Genomic DNA, 22,526 nt, shown 5'->3' on the forward strand with positions numbered 1-22,526 from the left:
GCTATTTTAATGCCTGACGGCGAAAGCACAAATGATTGAGAGAGCAGTTTTATATTTGCTTTTGTCGATTGCCCTGATGAATTATAAACGTTATAGTCAAATTGTTTATCTCAGGGCAGGGTGAAAGTCCCTACCGGCGGTAAAGTGAAATGACTTTTGGTTGTTTCATGAAGCCCGCGAGCGCTCTGTTTGCCGTTATCCTTTTGTTGCTAAAAACGTGTTATCAAAAATTGGTTGTCAGAAACTAATTGTCGTAACTGGTTATCGTAACAACTGAGGATAAAACAGAGGTCAGCAGATCCAGTGTGATTCTGGAGCCGACGGTGATAGTCCGGATGGGAGAGAATAACAGCATCAACCGGGCGCTTGCGCTCGTCTGTTGTTTTTATTGCTGTATTTTTACGCAATATCAACTCCTCAAAATCGCCCTGATTCTGGTAATCCATACATTTTAAAAGAGGTTTCTTTACCATGAATCAGACGCTACTTTCTTCCTATGGTACTCCGTTTGAACGTGTTGAACGTGCGATAGCGGCTTTGCGTGCAGGCCATGGTGTAATGGTACTGGACGATGAAAATCGTGAAAATGAAGGTGATATGATTTTCGTTGCCGAAACTATGACTGTGGAACAAATGGCATTAACTATCCGCTATGGCAGCGGGATTGTGTGCCTTTGTATGACGGAAAAACGCCGTCAGCAATTGCAGTTACCTATGATGGTCGAAAACAACTCCAGCCAATATCAGACAGCTTTCACTGTCACTATTGAAGCTGCACAGGGAGTGACAACCGGAGTTTCCGCCGCAGATCGTATTACTACCATTCGTGCAGCCATAGCAGATGATGCACAACCGAATGATCTGAATCGCCCTGGGCATGTTTTCCCTCTGCGGGCACATAATGGGGGGGTATTAACCCGTCGTGGTCATACCGAAGCGACGATTGATTTGGTGAAACTCGCGGGTTTCAAACCCGCAGGGGTGCTGTGTGAATTGACAAACGATGATGGCTCAATGGCCAGAGCGCCTGAGGTTATCGAGTTTGCAAAACAGCACGATATGCCAGTGGTCACTATTGACGATCTGGTTGATTATCGTATTAAGCTGGAAAAAGCGGTTAGCTGACTCAGCATAGTTGTTTCTTACTACTGAGATTTTCTTCCACTAGCATGGAATATCCCATAGTTCTCAGTACGCAGCTAATAAAACTGCAAATTGAAGGATGAAGGGTAAAAATAGTTCGGCATAAAGGGCCGGACGGGGTAGAATATATCAGTTATATCGCATGTACGCTTGTAAGGCCGCAGCCCACACCCTGTGGCCTTTCAGTATTTTTGAAGTGCTCCATTATTTTTTGATTGGTCACATTCAAGGAAGAAGCTTCATAATCTTGCCATAATTTTTGTGTCATTATCATAATCTATCATGTTTGACTTGCCGCATGAGGGACGAAAATGAGTCTCCTGAGAATACCCGCGTTATTCATTGGTCATGGTAGTCCAATGAATGCTATTGAAGACAACTGTTATTCACGTGCTTGGTTTGAATTGGGACAAAAGTTACCCACACCAAGGGCAATTCTGGTGATTTCTGCGCATTGGTATACAAACGGCACTGTTGTGACGGCAATGGCTCAGCCAAGAACCATCCACGATTTTGGTAATTTCCCCAGAGAGTTACATGAAAAACAGTACCCAGCGAAAGGTTATCCTGAACTGGCCGTATTGGTACAGGATATTCTTGAACCGATTGAGGTCGAAACTGATTTTGAAGAATGGGGATTAGATCACGGCTCCTGGGGAATATTAGCTAAGATGTATCCTGACGCGAATATCCCTGTCATCCAACTGAGCATAGATCGTAATCAATCCGCTTCTTTCTATTATGAGATAGGTAAGAAATTGATTATGTTACGTGATGAAGGCGTAATGATCATAGGAAGCGGGAATGTCGTACATAACCTGCCAGCAGAGCAGGTGGGCGCTGAACCTTATTCGTGGGCCCTGTCTTTTGAGCAGTTCGTGCGCGAGAATTTGACCAGTTTTGAGGAGCCACATCCTTTATTGCAGGCTTTGGAAAGGGAAGATGGCAAACTATCTCACCCGACGCCAGAACACCTTTGGCCACTCTTATATGTGATGGGGACATGGGATAAAAAAGAGCCGATCTCAACTCCCATTGAAGGTATTGAAGACGGCTCTTTGAGTATGTTGACAATCCAACTTGGATAAATACTTAATCCAAAATAATGTGCGGGTAGAAACGGGACAGATCTTGTGTGATTAATTCACGATCTTCACGAATACAGATACCCGCTGCTTGATCATTAACTAACCAGCTACCTACCAGCGCATGGCTATCGCCAAATTTCGGCAGGGAATGGAACTGCTGAACAATCATACCTTCTTCACCATATGGGCCATCGGCGTTGGCAACCTCCCGGCCATTTTCGATAATACGAATATTGGCTCCTTCACGGGAGAAGAAAGGCTTAATTACATAGCTGTTCATCTCTGCCGGACGTTCATCGGCAAAATAAGCAGGCAACAGATTTGGGTGATCCGGAAACATTTTCCACAGCATTGGCAGTAACGCTTTGTTGGAAATAACGCTCTTCCATGCAGGCTCCAGCCAACGGACTCCTGCATCAGCCAGCTTGGTCGAGAAGATTTCACGCAGCATAAATTCCCACGGATACAGTTTAAATAGATTGCCGATTACTTGATCCTGCAAGTCCGTAAACTGTCCCTTTTCACCAAGACCAATATCTTCAATAAACAGGAATTCCGTTGCAATACCCGCTTCTGAAGCACAATCCTGTAGATATTGGATTGTGCCACGATCTTCTTCACTATCCTGACAACACGCCATATGCATCAGGCCAAACCCGTGTTTTTCACGTAACTGCTCAAGACGCTCAATCAGTTTTTCTTGCAAGCTATTGAACTGATCTGCATTTGAGGGCAGATTGCCGGCATTCATCTGGTCTTCCAGCCAGATCCATTGGAAGAAAGCAGATTCATACAGTGATGTCGGGGTATCTGCATTGTTTTCCAGCAGTTTTGGTGGATTCTGGCCGTCATAGACTAAATCCAGACGGGAATAGAGTGAAGGTTGGCTGGTTACCCATGAAGAACGGACAAATTCCCAACAATGCTTAGGGATCTGGAACTTTGTCAGCAGTTCTTCACTGTTGACGACTTTTTCCACAACCTGCAAACACATCTGATGCAGTTCTTCGGTGACGCTTTCAATTTCTTCAATCTGGCTCAGACTGAATTGATAATAAGCCTCTTCACTCCAGTAGGGCTGGCCATACATGGTGTGGAAATTGAAACCATATTCTGTTGCTTTTTCGCGCCAGTCCGGGCGCTCAGTAATATTAATGCGTTTCATCTTTATTTAATCACTCACTTTGACTTAACCGCCCATTGAACGTGAAGAGCTGGAGCTTGAGCCAGCAGATGAACGCTGCATACTGGATTGTTTTGCCACTGTATCACCGAACCCACCACGCGTAATGGTCGTTGTGGTCGCTGGTTTTGGTGCCATTGCAGTTTTAGGGACAGACATGGTACGACCACCAGCCGTAGCCGGGCCATAACTCTTACCTGTTGCATCAACAAACTTGCCATTAGCCGGGCTGCTGGCAGATTTTGATGAGAAGAGTGGTTGTGAAGGCGCTGAGTTACCGCCCATCAAGCGACCCATCATGTAACCTGCCATCAACGGCATCCAGAAGCTACCGCTGCTGCTTTGTGCCTGAGCCTGATTACCAACGCCTGCCTGTGCAGGGGCCTGAGTACATTGTTGTTCACCAAACTCAGCAACACAGTCTTCACGGGTGGCATATTTCGGTGCAGTTTTTTCCGCTTCTTTCAGAGCGCTGTTATAAGCGGTAGTGCATTGTTCACTTTGAGAAGGATTTGCCTGGGAACACTCATCGGCATTGGTATAAAGCGATACCGTTTCATCGTTCTGTTCACAGGCAGAAAGCATGAAAACCGCACTGACAGCGAGTGCCACAGGTGCAAGACGATAATTTCGCCATGCTTTACGGAAATTATCACGGTTAATCTCTTTTGTCCGTTTCATTGTCATAGGGGGCATCCATCTTAAAGGTATCAGATTAAGAGCGAATCCCAACAATGATGCACAATGGGACGGCTCCTGGGGATCTTATTAAAAAATAGCCCACACAACGGCGGGCTGCTTTTTTAGTATAGCGTTTTTAATATAACGTTTTTTAATTGAAAACGATAGCGCATTAATTCATCGAATTGATGGCGTTTTCATCTCTTTAATAATGCTGCTGGCGGAAGTTGGAACTTGTGAGCCTAACAAGTTGTTCAGTGCCGCCAGATCTTCTTCATTTAAAGTACCGCGGGCCTGCTGGTTGACTAACAGATTGAGCAGATAACCATAACGCGCTTTAGAGAGACTCCGCTTCATCTCGTATAGCTTAGAGGTGGAATTCAGTACATCAATGATGGTACGGGTTCCTACATGATAACCGGCCTCTGTGGACTGTAATGAGCTTTCGGCAGAGAGCATCGCTTGTTTGTTAGCTTCAATACTACTGATAGAGGCCGCAATATTATTGGTGGAAGACCGTACATCCTGAATGACCTTGCGGTAAGTATTTTCCAGCTCTTGGCTGCTGGCGACAAAATCATATTTGGCCCGTTCAACTTGAGAACTGGTTGCACCGCCGCTATAAAGTGGCAGGTTTAATGACACACCGACAGAGTTATTGCCACGATATTCATTACTGTATTGACCGTTACGGAAATGTTGATTATCGATCCCTGTACTTGCCGATAATCTGATGGTTGGCATATAGCCAGTCTGTGCATCTTTAATTTGCTCGCGTTTCAAATCTTGCGTCAAACGTGCGGATAACAAGCTCAGATTGCGGGCTTCAGCTTCTTTTAGTATAACTTCGGCAGATTCTGGCTTATTTGTTTTGAAGCGTTCAATATTTAATGAAGCCAGCTGTGGATAATAAACTCCGGTAATCAGACGTAGTTGTTCCAGAGAGTTGTCCAGGTCGTTACGATCAGAAACTTCCTGTGCCAGAATGCTGTCATATTGGGCACGGGAGTTTTGCACGTCAGTAATGGCGGCCAGTCCTACATTGAAGCGTTGGGTTGTTTGATCTAATTGTCGATACAGTGAATCTTTCTGGGCGTCGGTATAGGTCAGAGAATCAATCTTACTCAGAACATCAAAATAGGCTCTGGCAGTATCCAGAATTAATTGTTGCTGGGTTTTTTGGTAAGTAATATCAGCAATCCCCGCACTCTTTTCAGCCTGACTCAGCTTGTTCCATATGGACATATCGAAAATCGTCTGGCTCAGAGTTAACTTCGCATCAGTACCATAGTTTTCTTGTTTGCTATTGCGAAAACTTTTGCCATAGTTAACTCCCGCCTCTAGCTCTAATTGAGGTAACAAAGGACTACGGGCTGTATTAATTCCTTCAAAAATCGAATTGCGTTCAGCCAGCGCCTTAAGCAATTCAGGGTTAGTTTCTTTTGCCTGTTTGTAAATTTGCAATAGATCTTCTGCATGGCTTGAGGTACTGAAACCTACCAGATTTATAGCGATAAAAAGAGATAGCAATTTTTTCATTTGCGTTCCTTGTTGTGCAGCTATTTTGCCTAAGTTGCCTCTGCATAAAAAACAATATTACAGATTCTAGCAGAGAATACTTGCAGGACAGGGTGGCTGTTTGTGCCATATTGCCTTATTTTCCGGTCTGTTTGTATCTTCAAAATGAATTTATTTAGACCAATATGACAAAATACATTTTAATAATAGGTAATTAAAAGATAACAATCAGGAGTCTTTATGCGTGAAGATCTTGCCTCACCGCTTGTTTCTGCAAAATCGCTAGTTTCTACAAAACCACGTACTTTTACGAAACAAGATGTTGAAGTTATTTCCCACAAACCGCTCTACCGTGGTTTTTTTAAAATGACGGAATATCAATTCAGACACCGTCTGTTTTGTGGAGGATGGAGCGAAACCATTAAACGTGAAGTGTTTGAGCGAGGTCATGCAGGCGTTTTGTTACCTTATGATCCGATACGCGATGAAGTGGTTTTGATTGAGCAAATCCGTATTCCGGCAATTGAAACTAGTCAGACGCCGTGGTTGTTGGAAGTGATTGCAGGCATGATCGAAGAAGGAGAAGATGCCGAACAGGTTGTTCGCCGTGAGGCGATGGAGGAAGCGGGCATTGAGGTCAAACGTTGTCAACCGGCCTTGAGTTACCTTTCAAGCCCCGGAGGAACAACAGAGCGTATGCATATTTTTGTTGGGGAGGTCGATTCTTCCACTGCTTTTGGTATTCATGGTCTGGAAGGTGAAAACGAAGATATCCGGGTGCTGACTGTCAGTCGTGAACAGGCTTACCAGTGGGTAGAAAAGGGAATTATTGATAATGCGGCTTCAGTTATTGCAATACAGTGGCTGACGTTGCACCATGAAAAACTCAAAAAAACGTGGTTGGAGATATAATCTCTAATTTGCCTTGGGAAACGCGAAGTGTGCCCCAGTCAGCAGATCTTATGTGAAAAGGCGCGTTAGAATAATCCTCTATGATCGACAGGAAAAGGAAACCATTTGGAAAGCCTGCTTGAAATACCTGTGGCAAAAGGCGCCACAGCAAGAATATTGCAAATCACCGACATGCACCTTTTCGCCAATAAGGGTGACTCGTTGCTGGGCGTTAATACCTACCGCAGTTATCATGCTGTGCTGGATGCGATCCTTGAGCAGAATCTCGATATTGATTTGGTAGTGGCTACAGGTGATTTGGTTCAGGATCAAACTACCGGTGCTTATCAACATTTTGTTGAAGGTGTTGCCCGTTTGCCTGCCCCTTGCGTTTGGTTGCCCGGTAATCATGATTATCAGCCTGCGATGGTTGATGTACTGGCAGCAGCGGGTCTCCCTCTTTCTAAGCAAATATTCATTGGTCAGCACTGGCAATTAATCATGCTGGACAGTCAAGTGCAGGGAGTTCCTCACGGTGAATTAACGGATTATCAGCTTGAGTGGATGACAAAATGTCTGGATGAGCACAGTGATCGTTATACGGTTGTCATGTTGCACCACCATCCTGTACCATCGGGTTGCACCTGGCTGGATCAGCACTGTTTACGTAATGCGCCTGCATTAGCCGAATTCCTGAAAGATAAACCGCAGGTGAAAACAATACTGTGTGGGCACATTCATCAGGAACTGGATGATATGTGGAATGGTATTCGTGTCATGGCGACGCCATCAACCTGTGTGCAATTTAAACCACATTGTACTAATTTTATGCTTGATACAATGGCCCCGGGTTGGCGTTACCTTGAATTGTCTGTGACTGGCGAGGGAGAAGCGAAATTGCAAACGCAGCTTCACAGGCTGAAGAGTAATGAATTTTGCCCGGATTTAGATTCGGACGGGTATTAATGTCAACGTTACTTTATCTACATGGTTTTAACAGTTCGCCACAATCAGAGAAAGCAAATACGCTGAAAACATGGCTGTACCAGCAGCATCCTGAAATAGAGATGCTGGTGCCACAATTACCTCCTTATCCTGAAGATGCAGCCGCCTTGCTGGAAGAACTGGTAATGAGTCGTGCCGGGGAACACATTGGTTTGGTCGGTTCTTCACTCGGTGGCTATCTGGCTATTTGGCTTTCACAATGTTTTGGCCTGCCAGCCGTAGTCGTCAATCCTGCGGTTCGCCCATTCGATATTCTTCAGGATTATCTCGGGGAAAACGTGAACCCCTATACCAAAGAACGGTATACTCTTGAACAAAGTCACATCTATGATCTCAAAGTAATGCACATTGACCCGTTGGAGTCACCGGATCTTATCTGGTTATTGCAACAAACCGGGGACGAAGTGCTGGATTACCGTCAGGCAGTTGCATACCTGATGCAGTGCAGGCAGACGGTCGAATCAGGTGGGAATCATGCTTTTATTGGTTTCGAATACTATTTTCCTCAAATCATTGACTTCTTGGGGCTAACCAGTGGCGATAGTAAAAAAATTGCCAAAAACAAGTAAGTGACTGGTATTATCAACAGTATCTACCCCATAGATTTTCGGGTGAGGCCGCAACCAATAAATCGGTAACCCGGGAAACGCAGGGTAATCAATACTGATTGACCCTCTTTAAATCATGAAGCAACCGACAGAATTACAACATGACTCAATCTAGTTATAACGCAGAGGCCATTGAAGTCCTCAGTGGCCTGGAGCCAGTTCGTCGTCGTCCAGGAATGTATACCGACACAGCCCGCCCGAATCATCTGGCACAGGAAGTGATCGATAATAGTGTGGACGAAGCACTAGCTGGTCACGCGAAGCATATTGAAGTGATCCTCCACAGCGATCAGTCTCTGGAAGTGATAGATGATGGCCGTGGTATGCCGGTTGATATCCATCCTGAAGAAAAAGTATCAGCAGTTGAGCTGATCCTGACCCGCCTGCATGCAGGCGGCAAATTTTCCAATAAAAACTACCAATTTTCCGGTGGCTTGCATGGCGTGGGGATTTCAGTAGTTAATGCCCTGTCCAAACGAGTAGAAGTGACCGTTCGTCGTGATAGCCAGGTTCATCAGATCGCTTTTGAAAATGGCGATAAAGTGCAGGAGCTGGAAGTTATCGGCAGTTGCGGAAAACGTAATACAGGCACCAGTGTTCATTTCTGGCCGGATGAAAGTTATTTCGATACTCCTCGTTTTTCGACTTCGCGCTTGACCCACCTTCTGAAAGCGAAGGCGGTCTTGTGTCCGGGCGTGGAAATTGTCTTTAAAGACAAACTGGCAGGAACAGAACAAAAATGGTGTTATGCAGATGGTCTGACAGATTACTTGCTGGAAGCCGTCAATGGGCTGGTGACATTACCGCAATCGCCATTTGTGGGCACTCTCAGCGGTGAAACCGAAGCGGTTGACTGGGCACTGCTCTGGCTGCCGGAAGGTGGAGAATTGTTGGGAGAAAGCTATGTTAACCTGATCCCGACGATACAAGGTGGAACTCATGTTAATGGCTTGCGTCAAGGGTTGTTGGATGCAATGCGTGAGTTCTGTGAATTCCGCAATATACTGCCTCGCGGTGTTAAACTCTCTGCGGATGATATCTGGGATCGCTGCGCCTACGTGTTATCCCTTAAAATGCAGGACCCACAATTTGCCGGACAGACCAAAGAGCGCTTATCATCGCGCCAGTCCGCGGCCTTTGTTTCCGGTGTTGTCAAAGATGCTTTCAGTCTGTGGCTGAACCAACATATTCAGGAAGCCGAACAATTGGCTGAAATGGCAATTGCCAGTGCACAGCGCCGTATGCGTGCAGCAAAGAAAGTTGTACGTAAAAAACTAACTAACGGCCCTGCACTACCGGGTAAACTGGCAGATTGTACGTCACAGGATCTGAATGTCACTGAACTGTTTCTGGTGGAAGGGGATTCCGCAGGCGGTTCTGCCAAACAAGCCCGTGATCGTGAGTTTCAGGCGATTATGCCTCTGCGCGGTAAGATCCTGAACACATGGGAAGTTTCTTCAGACGAGGTACTGGCTTCACAGGAAGTGCATGATATTTCCGTTGCCATTGGTATCGATCCGGACAGTGAAGATATCAGCCAACTACGTTACGGTAAAATCTGTATTCTGGCGGATGCGGATTCTGACGGCTTGCATATTGCAACACTCCTGTGCGCCTTGTTTGTCCGCCATTTCCCGACATTGGTAAAACGTGGTCATGTTTATATGGCAATGCCACCACTGTATCGCATCGACCTTGCTAAAGAGGTGCACTATGCACTGGATGAAGGTGAAAAGAGTGCAATATTAGACCGCCTGAGCCGCAAGCGTGGCAAACCGAATGTTCAGCGCTTCAAAGGGTTGGGTGAAATGAACCCAATGCAATTGCGTGAAACCACATTAGATCCCAATACTCGCCGTCTGGTGCAATTGACTATCAACGATGAGAATTATCAGGAAACCCTTTCCGTTATGGATATGCTTCTGGCGAAGAAACGCTCGGAAGATCGCCGTAATTGGCTGCAAGAAAAGGGTGATGCCATCGAGATTGAGTTATAGCGCAACCCGGTTTTAACACAACTTAGGTGTAACCAACGGAAGCATAGCGCACGGTAGTCAAGACAGATTCTGAGGAAATTAATACATGAGTGAGATAACTCACGATGGTGTAGAGCGCCAACCGCTCTACACATTCACTGAAAACGCCTATTTGAACTATTCCATGTACGTCATCATGGACAGGGCGCTGCCTTTTATCGGTGATGGCTTAAAGCCTGTTCAGCGTCGTATTGTCTATGCGATGTCAGAGCTTGGGCTGAATAACAGTGCAAAATTCAAAAAATCTGCCCGTACTGTCGGTGATGTACTGGGTAAATATCATCCACATGGAGATGGCGCCTGTTATGAAGCAATGGTCTTGATGGCGCAGCCTTTCTCCTACCGTTATCCATTGGTGGATGGTCAGGGGAACTGGGGGGCTCCGGATGATCCAAAATCTTTTGCGGCGATGCGTTATACCGAGTCCCGTCTGTCTAAATATGCGGAATTACTGCTGAGTGAACTTGGTCACGGCACTGTAGATTGGGTGCCAAACTTTGATGGTACGTTGCAGGAGCCCAAAATGCTGCCTGCACGTCTGCCAAATATCCTGTTGAACGGAACTACGGGTATTGCTGTTGGCATGGCGACTGATATACCTCCACACAATACGCGTGAAGTGGCAAACGCATTGATCGCTATGTTGGATAAACCTGAATGCTCACTTGATGAAGTCATGGAGCATGTGAAGGGGCCGGATTATCCAACAGAAGCGGAAATCATCACTGCAAAAGAAGATATCCGCAAAATCTACAAAAATGGCCGTGGTTCAATACGTATGCGTGCCGTGTGGTCGAAAGAAGAGGGCAATGTTGTTATTACTGCTCTGCCACATCAAGTATCTGGTGCGAAAGTGTTAGAACAGATTGCAAGCCAGATGCGTTCGAAGAAACTGCCGATGGTAGACGATCTACGCGATGAATCCGATCATGAAAACCCGATACGTTTGGTGATTGTGCCAAGAACGAATCGTGTGGATGTTGAACAGGTCATGAATCATCTGTTTGCAACTACCGATCTGGAAAAAAGCTATCGTGTTAACCTCAACATGATTGGTCTGGATAATCGTCCAAGTGTAAAAGGTCTGGTCGAAATCCTTAGTGAATGGTTGGTTTTCCGGCGTGAAACGGTACGTAACCGACTGAATTACCGCCTGGAAAAAGTACTTAAGCGTTTGCATATTCTGGAAGGTTTGCTGACAGCATATCTCAACATTGATGAAGTTATCCATATCATCCGTAGTGAAGATGAACCAAAACCAGTACTGATGCAGCGTTTTGGATTAACGGAAACACAGGCGGAAGCGATTCTGGAGCTGAAACTGCGTCATTTGGCGAAACTGGAAGAAGTTAAAATCCGCGGTGAGCAGGATGGGCTGGCAAAAGAGCGCGACAAACTTCAGGCTATCCTTGGTTCTGAGCGTAAGCTGAATACCCTGCTGAAAAAAGAAATTATTGCGGATGCGGAAAACTATGGCGACGAGCGCCGTTCTCCGCTGAAAGAGCGTCCAGAAGCGAAGGCCATGAGCGATCACGATATCCTGCCATCTGAGCCGATCACTGTTGTCATGTCTCAAATGGGTTGGGTACGTAGTGCGAAAGGGCATGAAATCGATCCTGCGGGTTTAAATTACAAATCCGGTGACAGCTTCCGTAGTGCTGTCCGTGGTAAGAGTAATCAGCCAGTGGTCTTTATTGATAGCACGGGGCGTAGTTATTCCGTTGACCCATTGGACTTACCATCCGCCAGAGGGCAGGGGGAACCTTTGACCGGCAAACTGGCATTACCGGCAGGAGTATCTGTTGAGCATCTGCTAATGGCGAAAGAAGATCAGAGATTTTTGATGGCATCCGATGCAGGTTATGGCTTCATCTGTACTTTCAATGACCTGATCGCTAAAAACAGGGCGGGGAAAGCGCTGATCACGTTGCCACAAAATGCTAAGGTCATGCCACCATTGGAGATCCCCAATGAGCAGGATGACATGTTATTGGCGATCACTAAAGCAGGTCGTATGTTGATGTTCCCGGTCGCAGATCTTCCACAGCTTTCAAAAGGTAAAGGTAACAAGATTGTTTCCATTACCGCCTCTCAGGCCGCTTCAGGAGAAGATATGTTGAGCTGGTTGCTGGTACTGTCTCCGAAATCCTCAATTACGCTTTATTTCGGTAAGCGCAAATTGCAGCTTCACCCAGAGGACTTGCAGAAATTCCGGGCAGAGAGAGGACGTAAAGGAACTTCTCTGCCACGCGGATTACAGCGTGTTGAACGTGTAGAAGTGTTGAGTGTGTAATAAATAGAAACATCTCAAATAACCCTAATAGCGGGTCAGTATGATGCTGGCCTGCCTTGCTACAGGAAACTACAAGAGAAAACTATGTTAACCATTATTCGTGGGATCATTGTTATTTTATTCACCATTTTGATCTGTATATTTGGTGGAATTTACTGTTTATTTAGTCCGCGTGATCCGCGCCATGTGATGACCTTTGGCCGGGCATTTGGCAAGCTACACAAAATATTCGGTATCACGTTGATAGAGCGCATTCCTGAAGATACTTCTCAATATGGTTCGAGCATCTATATTGGTAATCACCAGAATAACTACGACATGATAACGATGTCGAATGCCGTACAGCCGCGCACGGTGACTGTTGGTAAGAAGAGTCTGGTCTTTATCCCTTTCTTTGGTCAGTTGTATTGGCTGACGGGGAATATCCTGATTGACAGGGAAAACCGGACAAAAGCGCACGGAACGATTTCACAAGTTGTGGATCAGATCAAAAAGAATCGAGTTTCTGTCTGGATGTTCCCGGAAGGTACTCGCAGCCGTAGACGTGGTTTACTGCCGTTTAAAACCGGTGCTTTTCATGCGGCAATTGCGGCTGGTGTACCGATTGTACCTGTTTGCGTTTCTTCAACCCATGACAGAATAAAACTCAATCGTTGGAATAATGGTGCTGTTATTGTTGAGATGTTGCCTCCCATTGATACGACGAAATATACAAAAGAGCAGGTACGTGAATTGGCTGAACATTGTCGCCAAATGATGCAAGCCAAGATTGAAGAGCTGGATAAAGAAGTAGACGAACTTAATAAACGTAGTCATTTGAATTAAAACTAAATATCCTGGCGTTACCGCGCATTCCTTTCTGGTTTGGGGATGAATTTTGACTATAAATTTAAGATAGTTTTAGAATTTATCCCCTATTCGCGATATGATTGTTTTTTAATAAGTTAACGTTTTTATTAAACGCAATCGATAAAACATAATCAATAGAACGTAATTCGACAGAATAATAAATCCTAATATCCCCGCGTTGGGGAATTCATGCACTTGCCACCGTGATGTAACTCGAAATCTATTAAGTATGCATAAGCAATCAATTTGGGATGCTATTCTTTCTTGTCGTGGAGATTATTCCTGCCGTGGAGAAAATATGTCACTGAGTCGGCGCCAGTTTATTCAGGCATCTGGTTTGGCAATGTGTTTGGGGGCGCTCCCTTTTGCGGTTCGAGCTAATAAAGAGCAACAAACAGCGTTGCCTGTTCCCCCTTTGCTGGAACCCCGTGGCGGACAGCCTCTGTTTTTGGCTTTACAGAAATCCAACTGGTCTTTTGATGGGAAAAATAAGGCTTCGGTATGGGGTATCAATGGGCTTTACCTGGGGCCGACTATTCGTGTCCGTAAAGGAGATAACGTTAAGCTGATATATAGCAACCGCTTGTCAGAGCCTGTTTCAATGACGGTAAGTGGGCTGCAAGTACCCGGAACATTAATGGGTGGAGCATCACGTCTGATCCCCTCTAACGGAAATTGGTCGCCCGTCATTCCCATTGAGCAACCGGCAGCGACATGTTGGTATCACGCTAATACACCACACCGAATGGCGAGGCAGGTTTATGCAGGATTAGCGGGAATGTGGTTGATAGAAGATGAAAGCAGCCGTCACTTGCCTTTGCCTAAACATTATGGGGTTGATGATTTCCCCGTTATTCTGCAAGACAAACGGTTGGATAATTTTGGTACTCCCCGGTATGACAAAGCCTCTGCCAGTCAGGGCTTTCTCGGTGATACGTTAGTTGTTAATGGTGTGGAAGATCCTTTTATTGAAGTTGCCAAAGGCTGGATCAGACTGCGTTTATTGAACGCAGCCAATGCTCGCCGATTCCAATTGCAGCTCAGTGATGGTAGCCCTTTTTATATGATTGCGACTGATCAGGGATTATTGCCTGCGCCGGTTGCAGTACAGACACTTTTTCTTGCACCGGGAGAACGTCGTGAAGTACTGGTGGATATGTCAAAAGTGGATAGTGTGGTTATTACCGCAGGGGAATCGGCCAGTGTGATTGATCGCCTGAAAGGGCTGTTTGAACCATCCAACAAATTACGCTCAACCAAGGTTCTTACGATTAAATCGGGAGGGTTATTACCCCTGGTCACGGAAGAGTTACCCTCTCAGCTTGTAGTGGATACAACGGAAATTAATACTTCGATTCGCAATCGGCAAATCGTTTTAGGGGATGAAACACAAGGGATCAATGGCGCATTATTAAATTCAGGTCGTATCGATATAAGCAGCCACCAGGGGGCATGGGAGCGTTGGGTAGTTACTACCTCGGTTCCACAACCTTTCCATATTGAAGGTGCCAGATTTAAGGTCATCAACCACAATGGTGTGCGGCCAGAGCCTCAGGATTATGGCTGGAAAGATACGGTCTGGGTTGATGGCAGAACAGAGTTGCTGGTAAATATGATGCAGCCGTCGTATGAACATTACCCTTTTATGTATTACAGCCAGATATTGGAAATGGCTGATAATGGGGTAGCGGGACAATTGATTGTTAGTCCGACGGGGATGTAAGGTCTCTTATGGGGCCTTTTTCATGGTCGTTAGCATGCCTGATTTGAAGGAGAAATAAAGAAAACATGTATTGATAATAATCAATAAACTGTATTATTTAAATCTTTTTTTTTGGAAATATCTTCGGATTAGATAAATAAATATGGCTGTAACACTAATAACAACAGCACTTATCACTTACATTACTAAGATTAATATCTATCAATAAATATTATCCGCATCTACTTATTGAATTATACACTTAAATAAGTAATATAATTTTTAAGCCGAGTTGCCATTTTTTATATTTCATACTGCCTTACCAATATGTTTAGAATACCCGCGGCAAAAACATATAGACACAATACATCCATTAATAAAATAAATTATTAATTGTAAGGAGAAATCTTTCATAACTATAAGTAACTCTATAATTATATAATTGACACATAGAAAAATCATGTAAATAAAAACAGTTAAGATCCTACAAACGATAAATCATATTTTAACCCCCATTAACAATAGGAAATAATTTTATGATCACAATAAATATAAATGTAAACGGCAATGATGTTACAGGTACAAATAATAATGAACCTACTCCAGTATCGACAACTTACGGTCCAAATACACCAGCATCAGAACCCCCTGTAGTCAGTAATTATAGTGATATAACAATAGAACCGCATTCTTCTGTGCAGGCAACAAGAATTGATACGCCTGTTATTCCTGAAGCACGCCCCGATTACTATGTAGCCAACTCCGGCCCTGCACCATCAGTTAGGGCTGTTTTTTATTGGTCTCATTCTTTCACATCAGAATGGTTCGAATCTTCCTCTATCACAGTGAAAGCAGGAGAGGACGGAATATTAAAAGCACCTGGTAACTCTTTATATTACAGCAAAGTCGTCATTTATAATGATACGGATAAACGAGCCTTTGTTACTGGATATAATAAATAATGATCTAAAAACTATTTATAACCAATGGATTTTAATTTAAGAAATATCCAATTAAGTTATTACTTAACTACAGCTTGATTAAGGTAAATAATATTATGAATACCACACCTATTACTGTATCTACAAATGAAACATCGTCTTTAATGACTGACGTAATGCCCATGGATCTTTATGCAATATCCACACCTGATTATGAATGGGACATGTCGTCAATCATAAAGGATGCTGTTATTGGTGGCATAGGATTTATTCCAGGTCCGGGCCCGGCAATATCCTTCCTGTTAGGGCTATTTTGGCCTCAGCAGAAAGACAATACTTGGGAGCAAATTCTCCAGAAAGTAGAGCAGATGATAGAGAATGCTGTTCTACAAACTATTAAAGGAATACTTAATGGAGAAGTTCAAGAGATCAAAGGGAAAATGGAACATGTAGAATCCATGCTGAAAAACTCGCCTGGCAGTCAGGAAAGTCATGATGCATATATGTTCCTGGCGAGATATCTGGTTAGTATAGATGAAAAATTCAAATCTTTTGACAATAGAACAAATTACCAGATTCTCCCAATGTATACTAACACTATTATGTTACAGATCCCTTATTGGAAAATGGGAATAGAGAAGAAAAAAGATATTGGGCTGACAGATATTGAAGTTAATGAATTAAAAGAGCTTATCGACAAATTGGTTGATAAGGCCAAAAACTATATTCATACGATGTATACTAATGAACATAATAATGCTGTAAACACATCAACAGCAGAGAGTGTCACTAATAATTTATTATCTGTAAGAGGATATTGTTTATTACACGGTTTAGAATGTATTGAGTTAATCGAGCATATACAGAATAATAGCCTTGAGAGTGGTTTCTATCCTAAAATTATCAGTTATTCGACTGCGTTTGATCGTCCTACTAACAAAATGAGAATTCAGGCTCTTACAGAAGATGATGCAATGCAGGAGCCTTTCAAACCATCTTTAATCAATGGGAAATATAATAAAATCCAATCCTTGACTGGATATATACAAAGAATTGGGAATGCACCTAGAGTTGGTGGTATTAGAATCACATTTACCAACGGCTCATCTTATACACTTGGTACAGTGACCTCAGAAACGCATTCAATTAAGCTAAACGATAGTGTTATCGAAAGCCTGGAAGTATGGGGGAATGGTGCTGTTGATGAGGCGTTATTTAAGTTAAGTGATGGGCGTTTATTGCGTATTGGTGAGCGCTACGCGAAAAAATACAGAAAATATGCTGTTGATAATCACTATATTGCGGGGATTTACTTAGCCAGCGATGAGCCTTCACTTGCTGGTCAAGCCGCAGGTATTGCCGTTTCATATCATATGATGGCTGACAAAAAATAATATTTGCTAATAGAGTTAGAATCGTAGTTTGGTTGCAATTTGTTGTTTAGCTGCAAAGAGTCCCCTGGTCACAGAGTTATTGATGTGATCAGGGGCAATCTTTCCTATTTTAACAAAGGCTAGTTTACTTTTTTGTTGCGATGCAACTTGAAATTTATTAGATGTATAGGCTAATTATTTGTTCTGAATAAATTGCTAATCTTATCGACTGTAACTACCCCTTTCCGTATAGTGTCCACAGTTTTTATACTACATGCCTGTAAGGTGACTTAATGAATATCAGCTTGATTGCTGCGATGGCTATGGATCGAGTTATTGGTATGGAAAATACCATGCCATGGGCTCTGCCGGGCGATTTAGCCTGGTTTAAACGTAATACACTCGGAAAACCGATCGTAATGGGAAGGGTGACTTATGAATCGATTGGCCGTCCTTTACCGGGGCGTTTGAACATCATAATCAGCCGCCAGCCAGCCAGTGACGATCGTGTAACTTGGGTAAGCTCAGTCGAAGAAGCATTGGCTGCGGCAGGTGATGTTGAGGAAGTTATGGTGATAGGCGGAGGTAAAATTTATGAACAATTTATTCCTCTGGCTAATCGTATGTATCTGACACATATTGATGCAGAAGTGATTGGTGATACTCATTTCCCTGACTATGAACCAGATGAATGGAACTCAATCTTTACCGAATACCATGACGCAGATGAACATAACTCACATGGCTACTGTTTTGAGATTCTAGAACGACGCAAGTGATCTTATTTGCCAATCAGATTTGAGATACGGAGTGTCAAAAGACACTCCGGCATTATCTAACTGTCATGAACCTGGCAATTTGAAGCTGTAATCAAGGCTGGTTGGCTGAAATACTGCTTATCTTCCCAACGTAAAAGAGTCAGTTTGCCTCCCCAGCAACAACCTGTATCCAAAGCATAGATACCGGCAGACGTACCCCGCCCTTCCAGCGCTGCCCAGTGACCGAACGCAATGGAATAATCCTCAGGGATATTGCGTGGTAATTCAAACCAGGGTTTCAGAGGAGCAGGAGCATTTTCAGGTTTAGACTTACAAATCATATCCAGCTGACCGTTCGGGAAACAATAGCGCATCCGTGTTAATACGTTAGTCGTGTAGCGCAACCGTGCTAATCCACTTAATTTGGGCGACCAGCTATTGGGCATATCACCATACATAGCATTAAGAAACAGGGGATAACTGTCACTGCGCAGAATAGCTTCCACTTCACGGGCACACATTTTGGCTGTATCCAGATCCCATTGCGGGGTCAGCCCTGCATGTGTCATAACCAGCTTCAGTTCATCATCGATCTGTAATACCGGCTGTTTTCTCAGCCAATTAACCAACTCATCGACATCTGGAGCAGCAAGCAACTCATCCAATTGATCTTTGGGTTTATTGCGGCTGATCTTGTTATACACAGCCAGCAGATGCAGATCATGATTGCCTAAAACCAGCTTAACGGCGGAACCAAGCTGTTTAACATAGCGCAGAACCGCCAGTGAATCAGGGCCACGGGCGACTAAATCCCCCGTTAGCCATAACGTATCTTTGTCAGGATGAAAATCGACTTGTTGTAAGAGCGCAATCAGCTCACGATAACAGCCGTGAATATCGCCGATAAGGTATGTAGCCATAGTTAATTTATCAGTGTTGGAATAGCTAACCGGAACACCGGAATAATCACACGAAACGAATGGCCACAGTGATCAATCATCTCATAGTGACCTTCCATTGTTCCCAAAGGTGTTTCGAGAACAGTTCCGCTATTGTAGCGATATTCTGTTCCGGGTGGGATTACTGGTTGCTTTCCCACAACCCCTTCCCCCTGAACTTCTGTTTGGTGACCATTACTGTTGGTAATACGCCAGTAACGACTAATGAGTTGCACGGGGAAATGCCCAAGATTGCGAATTGATATTGTATAAGCAAACACAAAACGTTGCCGTTCCGGCTCTGATTGGCTTTCTACGTAAGTGCTTTGAACTTGAATATAAACTCTTGGTTCGTTGAGCATAGCTGCCTCCTGTTACTGCAACGGATGTTCGGTAATTAGACCGTTTCAGGTTGAGACGATATCCAGTTAGCCATCTTACAGTATTGTTCGACCGAAATATTTTCAGCTCGTGTGCTTGGATCGATTCCCAACTCAGATAGTTGTTCAACTGAAAATAGATCACTCAGGCTATTACGGATAGTTTTGCGTCGTTGATTAAATGCTTGGGTAGTGATCCGGGCTAACTTGCGAATATCCTGAACCGGATAAGGTATGGACTTATGAGGGATTAACCGCACGATGGCTGAATCCACTTTCGGAGCCGGGGTAAATGCCGTAGGTGGTACTTCAAGAACAGGGATTACGTGGCAGTAATACTGTGCCATTACACTTAAACGCCCGTAGGCTTTACTACCAGGCCCTGCAACAAGACGATTCACCACTTCTTTTTGCAACATAAAATTCATATCAGCGATAGCATCAGTATAGCTGAAAAGATGAAACATCAATGGAGTAGAGATGTTATAGGGCAAGTTACCAAATACACGCAGAGGCTGTTCTTGCTCTTTAGCAATCTGACCAAAATCAACGGTCATGGCATCCTGCTGAATGATAGTCAGCTTGTCTTTCAATTTGGGATGGACGTGTAAACGAGCCGCCAGATCACGGTCAAGTTCGACAACAGTCAATTTATCCATACGCTCGCCGACCGGTTCGGTCAGGGCTCCCAGACCCGGCCCGATCTCTACCATAGCCTGCCCAGGCTGTGGATTCATAGCATCGACAATGCTATCAATAATAAACTGGTCGGTTAAGAAATTTTGCCCAAAGCGTTTACGGGCATGATGCCCTTGGTGGACTTTATTATTCATTACTGTTTTGTATCATTTTAATTGCTAGATTCAATGCGGTGATAAAACTTCCCACATCAGCTTGACCTGTCCCCGCCAGCTCCAATGCTGTGCCATGATCGACAGACGTTCGGATGAATGGCAGCCCCAAAGTGATATTCACTGCTCTGCCAAAACCCTGGTATTTTAACACGGGCAGCCCCTGATCGTGATACATAGAAAGCACAGCATCAGCATGATCCAGATATTTTGCCTGAAACAGGGTATCGGCAGGTAATGGGCCTTCCAGCCAAATACCCTCTTCCCTTAAGCTGTCTAATGCCGGAATAATTACATCTATCTCTTCACGCCCCATATGCCCGCCTTCACCAGCGTGAGGATTCAAGCCACAAACATAAATATGAGGGTGCTGGATACCAAATTTGGTTTTCAGGTCATGGTTGAGGATAGTCACCACTTCCCGCAGAGAATCAAAGGTAATCGCTTTAGGAACATCTAAAATGGGCAAATGTGTTGTCGCCAATGCTACCCGTAACTCTTTTGTTGCCAACATCATAACGACTTTTGAACATTGGCTAAGATCAGCAAAAAATTCAGTATGTCCGGTGAAGGCTATCCCTGCATCATTGATAACGCCTTTGTGAACAGGGCCTGTCACCAGTGCTGAAAATTCACCACTTAAGCAACCATCGCAGGCTTTTGTCAGTGTTTCTGTGACATAACTACCATTTTCCCGGTTTAATTCGCCGGCAATAGCCGGGGTATGGAGAGAAACGGGCAGAATAGCCAGTGTTCCGGCAGCCTGTGAGGAAGATGGATGTTCAGGAGAATAAGATTGTAATTGCAGTGGAAGATTCAGTTGCCTGGCACGAGAAAGCATAAGCTCAGGATCGGCGCACACAACCAGTTGGATAGGCCATTCAAATTGTGCAAGGGCAATAACTAAATCAGGGCCAACCCCGGCTGGTTCGCCGGGGGTAATAATGATGGGTTTATTATTGTGCATTGCTGCCATCTAAAATTTTCACATAAGCGGAGGCGCGTAATTCCTGGAGCCAGGTTTGCGCTTCTTCATTGAATTTACGGTTGAACAGTAATCGATAGGCGCGATCTTTTTGTGCAGCATTAGTTTTGTCTACTTTGCGGGTATCCAGCAATTGGATCAAGTGCCAGCCGAAAGAAGAGTGAACTGGTTGGCTGATTTCACCTTTCTGGAGTTTAACCAAAGCATCGCGGAAAGCAGGAGCATAAGCACTTGGTAAACTCCAGCCTAGTTCACCGCCACTCAGAGCAGAAGCCGGATCTTCAGAATACTCTTTTGCTGCTTTTTCGAAGGTAGTTTTACCGCTTAAGATCTCTTCCCGGATCTGCCTCAATTTATCGCGGGCCTGATCATCATTCATAACAGGTGATATTTTTAGCAGGATATGACGAGCATTGACTTCAGTAACAGCAACGGATTCATTGCCACCACGAATATCATTAACTTTCAGAATGTGAAAACCAACACCGGAACGGATTGGGCCAATCACTTGTCCTCTCTGAGCTGACTGGAGTTTTTCAGCAAATAGTGATGGCAGCTCTTGTAATTTGTTCCAGCCCATATTGCCGCCTTTTAAGGCTTGTGTATCGCTGGAGTAGGTGATAGCCAGTTTACCGAAATCGCTGCCGTTTTTAAGTTCAGACAAGACCTTGTTTACAGTAGCTTCTGCTTTTTCGACCTGAGCATGTGTCGGATTCTCTGGCAGAGGGATCAAAATCTGGCTGATATTCAATTCAATATTCTGATTATCATGGCTGCTGAGCTGATTAGCTAAAGAATCAACTTCTTGTGGCAGGATAGAAACACGACGGCGTACTTCGTTGTTACGCACTTCTGCAATCAGCATCTCTTTGCGGATTTGATTGCGGTAGGTGTCGAAATTCATACCGTCCGTAGCCAGACGTTGTTTCAGTTGAGCAATGCTCAGATGATTCTGCGCAGCAATATTTTCGATAGCAGAATCCACATCCTTCTCAGGGACAGAGAGCTGCATCCGGGTTGCCATTTGCAGAATGATGTCATCCATAATCAGACGTTCAAGGATCTGGTGGCGCAATGTTTTTGCTTCTGGTACTTGTTGACCAGCTTGTTTTGCGTTGATTTTAACGGATTCTAAAAGGTTGTTGACGTCACTTTCCAGTACGACATCGTTATTAACAATGGCAGCAACCTTATTGAGTTCCTGTGGCGCTGCAACTGCGGTAGTGTTCATTGCAAACATCAACCCGAGAATGATCGTTCTCCAGTTCTTCATATGTTTCCCATCATATCAATCCCGCCAATG

At 44.3% G+C, this 22,526-nt stretch carries 20 protein-coding genes and 1 riboswitch; of the genes, 12 read left to right on the forward strand and 8 right to left on the reverse strand.

The genetic code is table 11. The features are described from left to right. The first annotated feature begins 102 nt into the window (after nucleotides 1-102). Nucleotides 103-351: riboswitch (FMN riboswitch) on the forward strand. Between the two features lie 120 nt (nucleotides 352-471). Both ribB and ygiD read left to right on the forward strand, forming a co-directional pair. Then, entirely contained in the window at nucleotides 472-1,125 is a 654-nt protein-coding gene (ribB, locus tag BDD26_RS08055; protein WP_115826172.1) for a 3,4-dihydroxy-2-butanone-4-phosphate synthase, read from the forward strand. Nucleotides 1,126-1,454: 329 nt separating this feature from the next. Further along, a complete protein-coding gene (gene ygiD, locus BDD26_RS08060) occupies nucleotides 1,455-2,231 on the forward strand; it encodes a 4,5-DOPA-extradiol-dioxygenase (RefSeq protein ID WP_038259826.1) in 777 nt (258 codons plus the stop codon). 4 nt (nucleotides 2,232-2,235) lie between these two features. On the opposite strand, the gene BDD26_RS08065 is transcribed toward ygiD, so the two are convergent. The 3 genes from BDD26_RS08065 to tolC form a co-directional block, all read right to left on the reverse strand. Further along, the gene (locus tag BDD26_RS08065; RefSeq protein ID WP_115826174.1) at nucleotides 2,236-3,396 is read right to left on the reverse strand and encodes a glutathionylspermidine synthase family protein; all 1,161 of its coding nucleotides are present in this window, start codon (nucleotides 3,394-3,396) and stop codon (nucleotides 2,236-2,238) included. A 24-nt stretch (nucleotides 3,397-3,420) separates the two neighbouring features. Then, nucleotides 3,421-4,095, reverse strand: a complete 675-nt coding sequence (locus BDD26_RS08070; protein WP_176551287.1) for a DUF1190 family protein — start codon at nucleotides 4,093-4,095, stop codon at nucleotides 3,421-3,423. 177 nt (nucleotides 4,096-4,272) lie between these two features. Further along, on the reverse strand, nucleotides 4,273-5,634 hold the full coding sequence (gene tolC / locus BDD26_RS08075) for an outer membrane channel protein TolC (RefSeq protein WP_115826176.1): 1,362 nt from the start codon (nucleotides 5,632-5,634) through the stop codon (nucleotides 4,273-4,275). Nucleotides 5,635-5,853: 219 nt separating this feature from the next. Between tolC and nudF the strand changes: the two genes are divergently transcribed. The 10 genes from nudF (at nucleotide 5,854) to folA (ending at nucleotide 18,090) form a co-directional block, all read left to right on the forward strand. Further along, entirely contained in the window at nucleotides 5,854-6,525 is a 672-nt protein-coding gene (gene nudF / locus BDD26_RS08080) for an ADP-ribose diphosphatase (RefSeq protein ID WP_038259830.1), read from the forward strand. A 105-nt stretch (nucleotides 6,526-6,630) separates the two neighbouring features. Continuing rightward, a complete protein-coding gene (gene cpdA, locus BDD26_RS08085; protein WP_038259831.1) occupies nucleotides 6,631-7,470 on the forward strand; it encodes a 3',5'-cyclic-AMP phosphodiesterase in 840 nt (279 codons plus the stop codon). Next, complete coding sequence (yqiA, locus tag BDD26_RS08090) at nucleotides 7,470-8,078, forward strand: esterase YqiA (RefSeq protein ID WP_038259832.1); 609 nt, start codon at nucleotides 7,470-7,472, stop codon at nucleotides 8,076-8,078. Before cpdA ends, yqiA begins: the two co-directional genes overlap by 1 nt. A gap of 140 nt (nucleotides 8,079-8,218) precedes the next feature. Beyond that, the gene (gene parE / locus BDD26_RS08095; protein WP_038259833.1) at nucleotides 8,219-10,114 is read left to right on the forward strand and encodes a DNA topoisomerase IV subunit B; all 1,896 of its coding nucleotides are present in this window, start codon (nucleotides 8,219-8,221) and stop codon (nucleotides 10,112-10,114) included. Between the two features lie 85 nt (nucleotides 10,115-10,199). After that, nucleotides 10,200-12,446, forward strand: coding sequence for a DNA topoisomerase IV subunit A (gene parC, locus BDD26_RS08100; RefSeq protein ID WP_115826178.1), 2,247 nt, complete (start codon nucleotides 10,200-10,202; stop codon nucleotides 12,444-12,446). Nucleotides 12,447-12,530: 84 nt separating this feature from the next. After that, nucleotides 12,531-13,271: a 1-acylglycerol-3-phosphate O-acyltransferase gene (locus BDD26_RS08105; RefSeq protein ID WP_038259835.1), complete on the forward strand. Its 741-nt coding sequence runs from the start codon at nucleotides 12,531-12,533 to the stop codon at nucleotides 13,269-13,271. Nucleotides 13,272-13,593: 322 nt separating this feature from the next. After that, nucleotides 13,594-15,018, forward strand: a complete 1,425-nt coding sequence (gene ftsP / locus BDD26_RS08110; protein ID WP_115826180.1) for a cell division protein FtsP — start codon at nucleotides 13,594-13,596, stop codon at nucleotides 15,016-15,018. Nucleotides 15,019-15,533: 515 nt separating this feature from the next. Next, nucleotides 15,534-15,959 (forward strand): JHE-like toxin PirA, encoded by a 426-nt coding sequence (locus tag BDD26_RS08115; protein ID WP_115826182.1) that lies wholly within the window; start codon nucleotides 15,534-15,536, stop codon nucleotides 15,957-15,959. A 95-nt stretch (nucleotides 15,960-16,054) separates the two neighbouring features. Continuing rightward, nucleotides 16,055-17,332, forward strand: a complete 1,278-nt coding sequence (locus BDD26_RS08120; protein ID WP_115826184.1) for an insecticidal delta-endotoxin Cry8Ea1 family protein — start codon at nucleotides 16,055-16,057, stop codon at nucleotides 17,330-17,332. Between the two features lie 272 nt (nucleotides 17,333-17,604). Further along, nucleotides 17,605-18,090, forward strand: coding sequence for a type 3 dihydrofolate reductase (gene folA / locus BDD26_RS08125; protein WP_038259839.1), 486 nt, complete (start codon nucleotides 17,605-17,607; stop codon nucleotides 18,088-18,090). Nucleotides 18,091-18,146: 56 nt separating this feature from the next. Here folA and apaH read toward each other — a convergent pair whose 3' ends face one another. From apaH to surA, 5 genes are read right to left on the reverse strand one after another with little or no spacing between them, the layout of a single operon-like run. Then, a complete protein-coding gene (gene apaH, locus BDD26_RS08130; RefSeq protein WP_038259840.1) occupies nucleotides 18,147-18,989 on the reverse strand; it encodes a bis(5'-nucleosyl)-tetraphosphatase (symmetrical) ApaH in 843 nt (280 codons plus the stop codon). A gap of 2 nt (nucleotides 18,990-18,991) precedes the next feature. Next, nucleotides 18,992-19,369, reverse strand: a complete 378-nt coding sequence (apaG, locus tag BDD26_RS08135) for a Co2+/Mg2+ efflux protein ApaG (RefSeq protein ID WP_038259841.1) — start codon at nucleotides 19,367-19,369, stop codon at nucleotides 18,992-18,994. A 35-nt stretch (nucleotides 19,370-19,404) separates the two neighbouring features. Further along, nucleotides 19,405-20,220 carry a 16S rRNA (adenine(1518)-N(6)/adenine(1519)-N(6))-dimethyltransferase RsmA gene (gene rsmA, locus BDD26_RS08140; RefSeq protein ID WP_115826186.1) on the reverse strand — a complete coding sequence of 272 codons (816 nt, stop codon included), beginning with the start codon at nucleotides 20,218-20,220 and terminating at the stop codon, nucleotides 19,405-19,407. After that, nucleotides 20,213-21,205, reverse strand: coding sequence for a 4-hydroxythreonine-4-phosphate dehydrogenase PdxA (pdxA, locus tag BDD26_RS08145; protein WP_211305456.1), 993 nt, complete (start codon nucleotides 21,203-21,205; stop codon nucleotides 20,213-20,215). Before pdxA ends, rsmA begins: the two co-directional genes overlap by 8 nt. Then, nucleotides 21,195-22,496 (reverse strand): peptidylprolyl isomerase SurA, encoded by a 1,302-nt coding sequence (surA, locus tag BDD26_RS08150; protein ID WP_115826190.1) that lies wholly within the window; start codon nucleotides 22,494-22,496, stop codon nucleotides 21,195-21,197. The genes pdxA and surA overlap by 11 nt, the downstream gene beginning before the upstream one ends. Nucleotides 22,497-22,526: the final 30 nt, after the last annotated feature.

The sequence above is a fragment of the Xenorhabdus cabanillasii genome (assembly GCF_003386665.1).
GTDB classification, from domain to species: Bacteria; Pseudomonadota; Gammaproteobacteria; order Enterobacterales; family Enterobacteriaceae; genus Xenorhabdus; species Xenorhabdus cabanillasii.

Excerpts from the sequence above, each read along its gene's own strand:
- BDD26_RS08070 (WP_176551287.1), bottom strand. The coding sequence starts at position 4,095 with ATGAAACGGACAAAAGAGATTAACCGTGATAATTTCCGTAAAGCATGG.
- ribB (WP_115826172.1), top strand. The coding sequence starts at position 472 with ATGAATCAGACGCTACTTTCTTCCTATGGTACTCCGTTTGAACGTGTT.
- BDD26_RS08065 (WP_115826174.1), bottom strand. The coding sequence starts at position 3,396 with ATGAAACGCATTAATATTACTGAGCGCCCGGACTGGCGCGAAAAAGCA.
- BDD26_RS08115 (WP_115826182.1), top strand. The coding sequence starts at position 15,534 with ATGATCACAATAAATATAAATGTAAACGGCAATGATGTTACAGGTACA.
- pdxA (WP_211305456.1), bottom strand. The coding sequence starts at position 21,205 with ATGCACAATAATAAACCCATCATTATTACCCCCGGCGAACCAGCCGGG.
- nudF (WP_038259830.1), top strand. The coding sequence starts at position 5,854 with ATGCGTGAAGATCTTGCCTCACCGCTTGTTTCTGCAAAATCGCTAGTT.
- apaH (WP_038259840.1), bottom strand. The coding sequence starts at position 18,989 with ATGGCTACATACCTTATCGGCGATATTCACGGCTGTTATCGTGAGCTG.
- yqiA (WP_038259832.1), top strand. The coding sequence starts at position 7,470 with ATGTCAACGTTACTTTATCTACATGGTTTTAACAGTTCGCCACAATCA.
- ygiD (WP_038259826.1), top strand. The coding sequence starts at position 1,455 with ATGAGTCTCCTGAGAATACCCGCGTTATTCATTGGTCATGGTAGTCCA.
- BDD26_RS08105 (WP_038259835.1), top strand. The coding sequence starts at position 12,531 with ATGTTAACCATTATTCGTGGGATCATTGTTATTTTATTCACCATTTTG.
- parE (WP_038259833.1), top strand. The coding sequence starts at position 8,219 with ATGACTCAATCTAGTTATAACGCAGAGGCCATTGAAGTCCTCAGTGGC.
- surA (WP_115826190.1), bottom strand. The coding sequence starts at position 22,496 with ATGAAGAACTGGAGAACGATCATTCTCGGGTTGATGTTTGCAATGAAC.
- parC (WP_115826178.1), top strand. The coding sequence starts at position 10,200 with ATGAGTGAGATAACTCACGATGGTGTAGAGCGCCAACCGCTCTACACA.
- rsmA (WP_115826186.1), bottom strand. The coding sequence starts at position 20,220 with ATGAATAATAAAGTCCACCAAGGGCATCATGCCCGTAAACGCTTTGGG.
- apaG (WP_038259841.1), bottom strand. The coding sequence starts at position 19,369 with ATGCTCAACGAACCAAGAGTTTATATTCAAGTTCAAAGCACTTACGTA.
- tolC (WP_115826176.1), bottom strand. The coding sequence starts at position 5,634 with ATGAAAAAATTGCTATCTCTTTTTATCGCTATAAATCTGGTAGGTTTC.
- folA (WP_038259839.1), top strand. The coding sequence starts at position 17,605 with ATGAATATCAGCTTGATTGCTGCGATGGCTATGGATCGAGTTATTGGT.
- ftsP (WP_115826180.1), top strand. The coding sequence starts at position 13,594 with ATGTCACTGAGTCGGCGCCAGTTTATTCAGGCATCTGGTTTGGCAATG.
- BDD26_RS08120 (WP_115826184.1), top strand. The coding sequence starts at position 16,055 with ATGAATACCACACCTATTACTGTATCTACAAATGAAACATCGTCTTTA.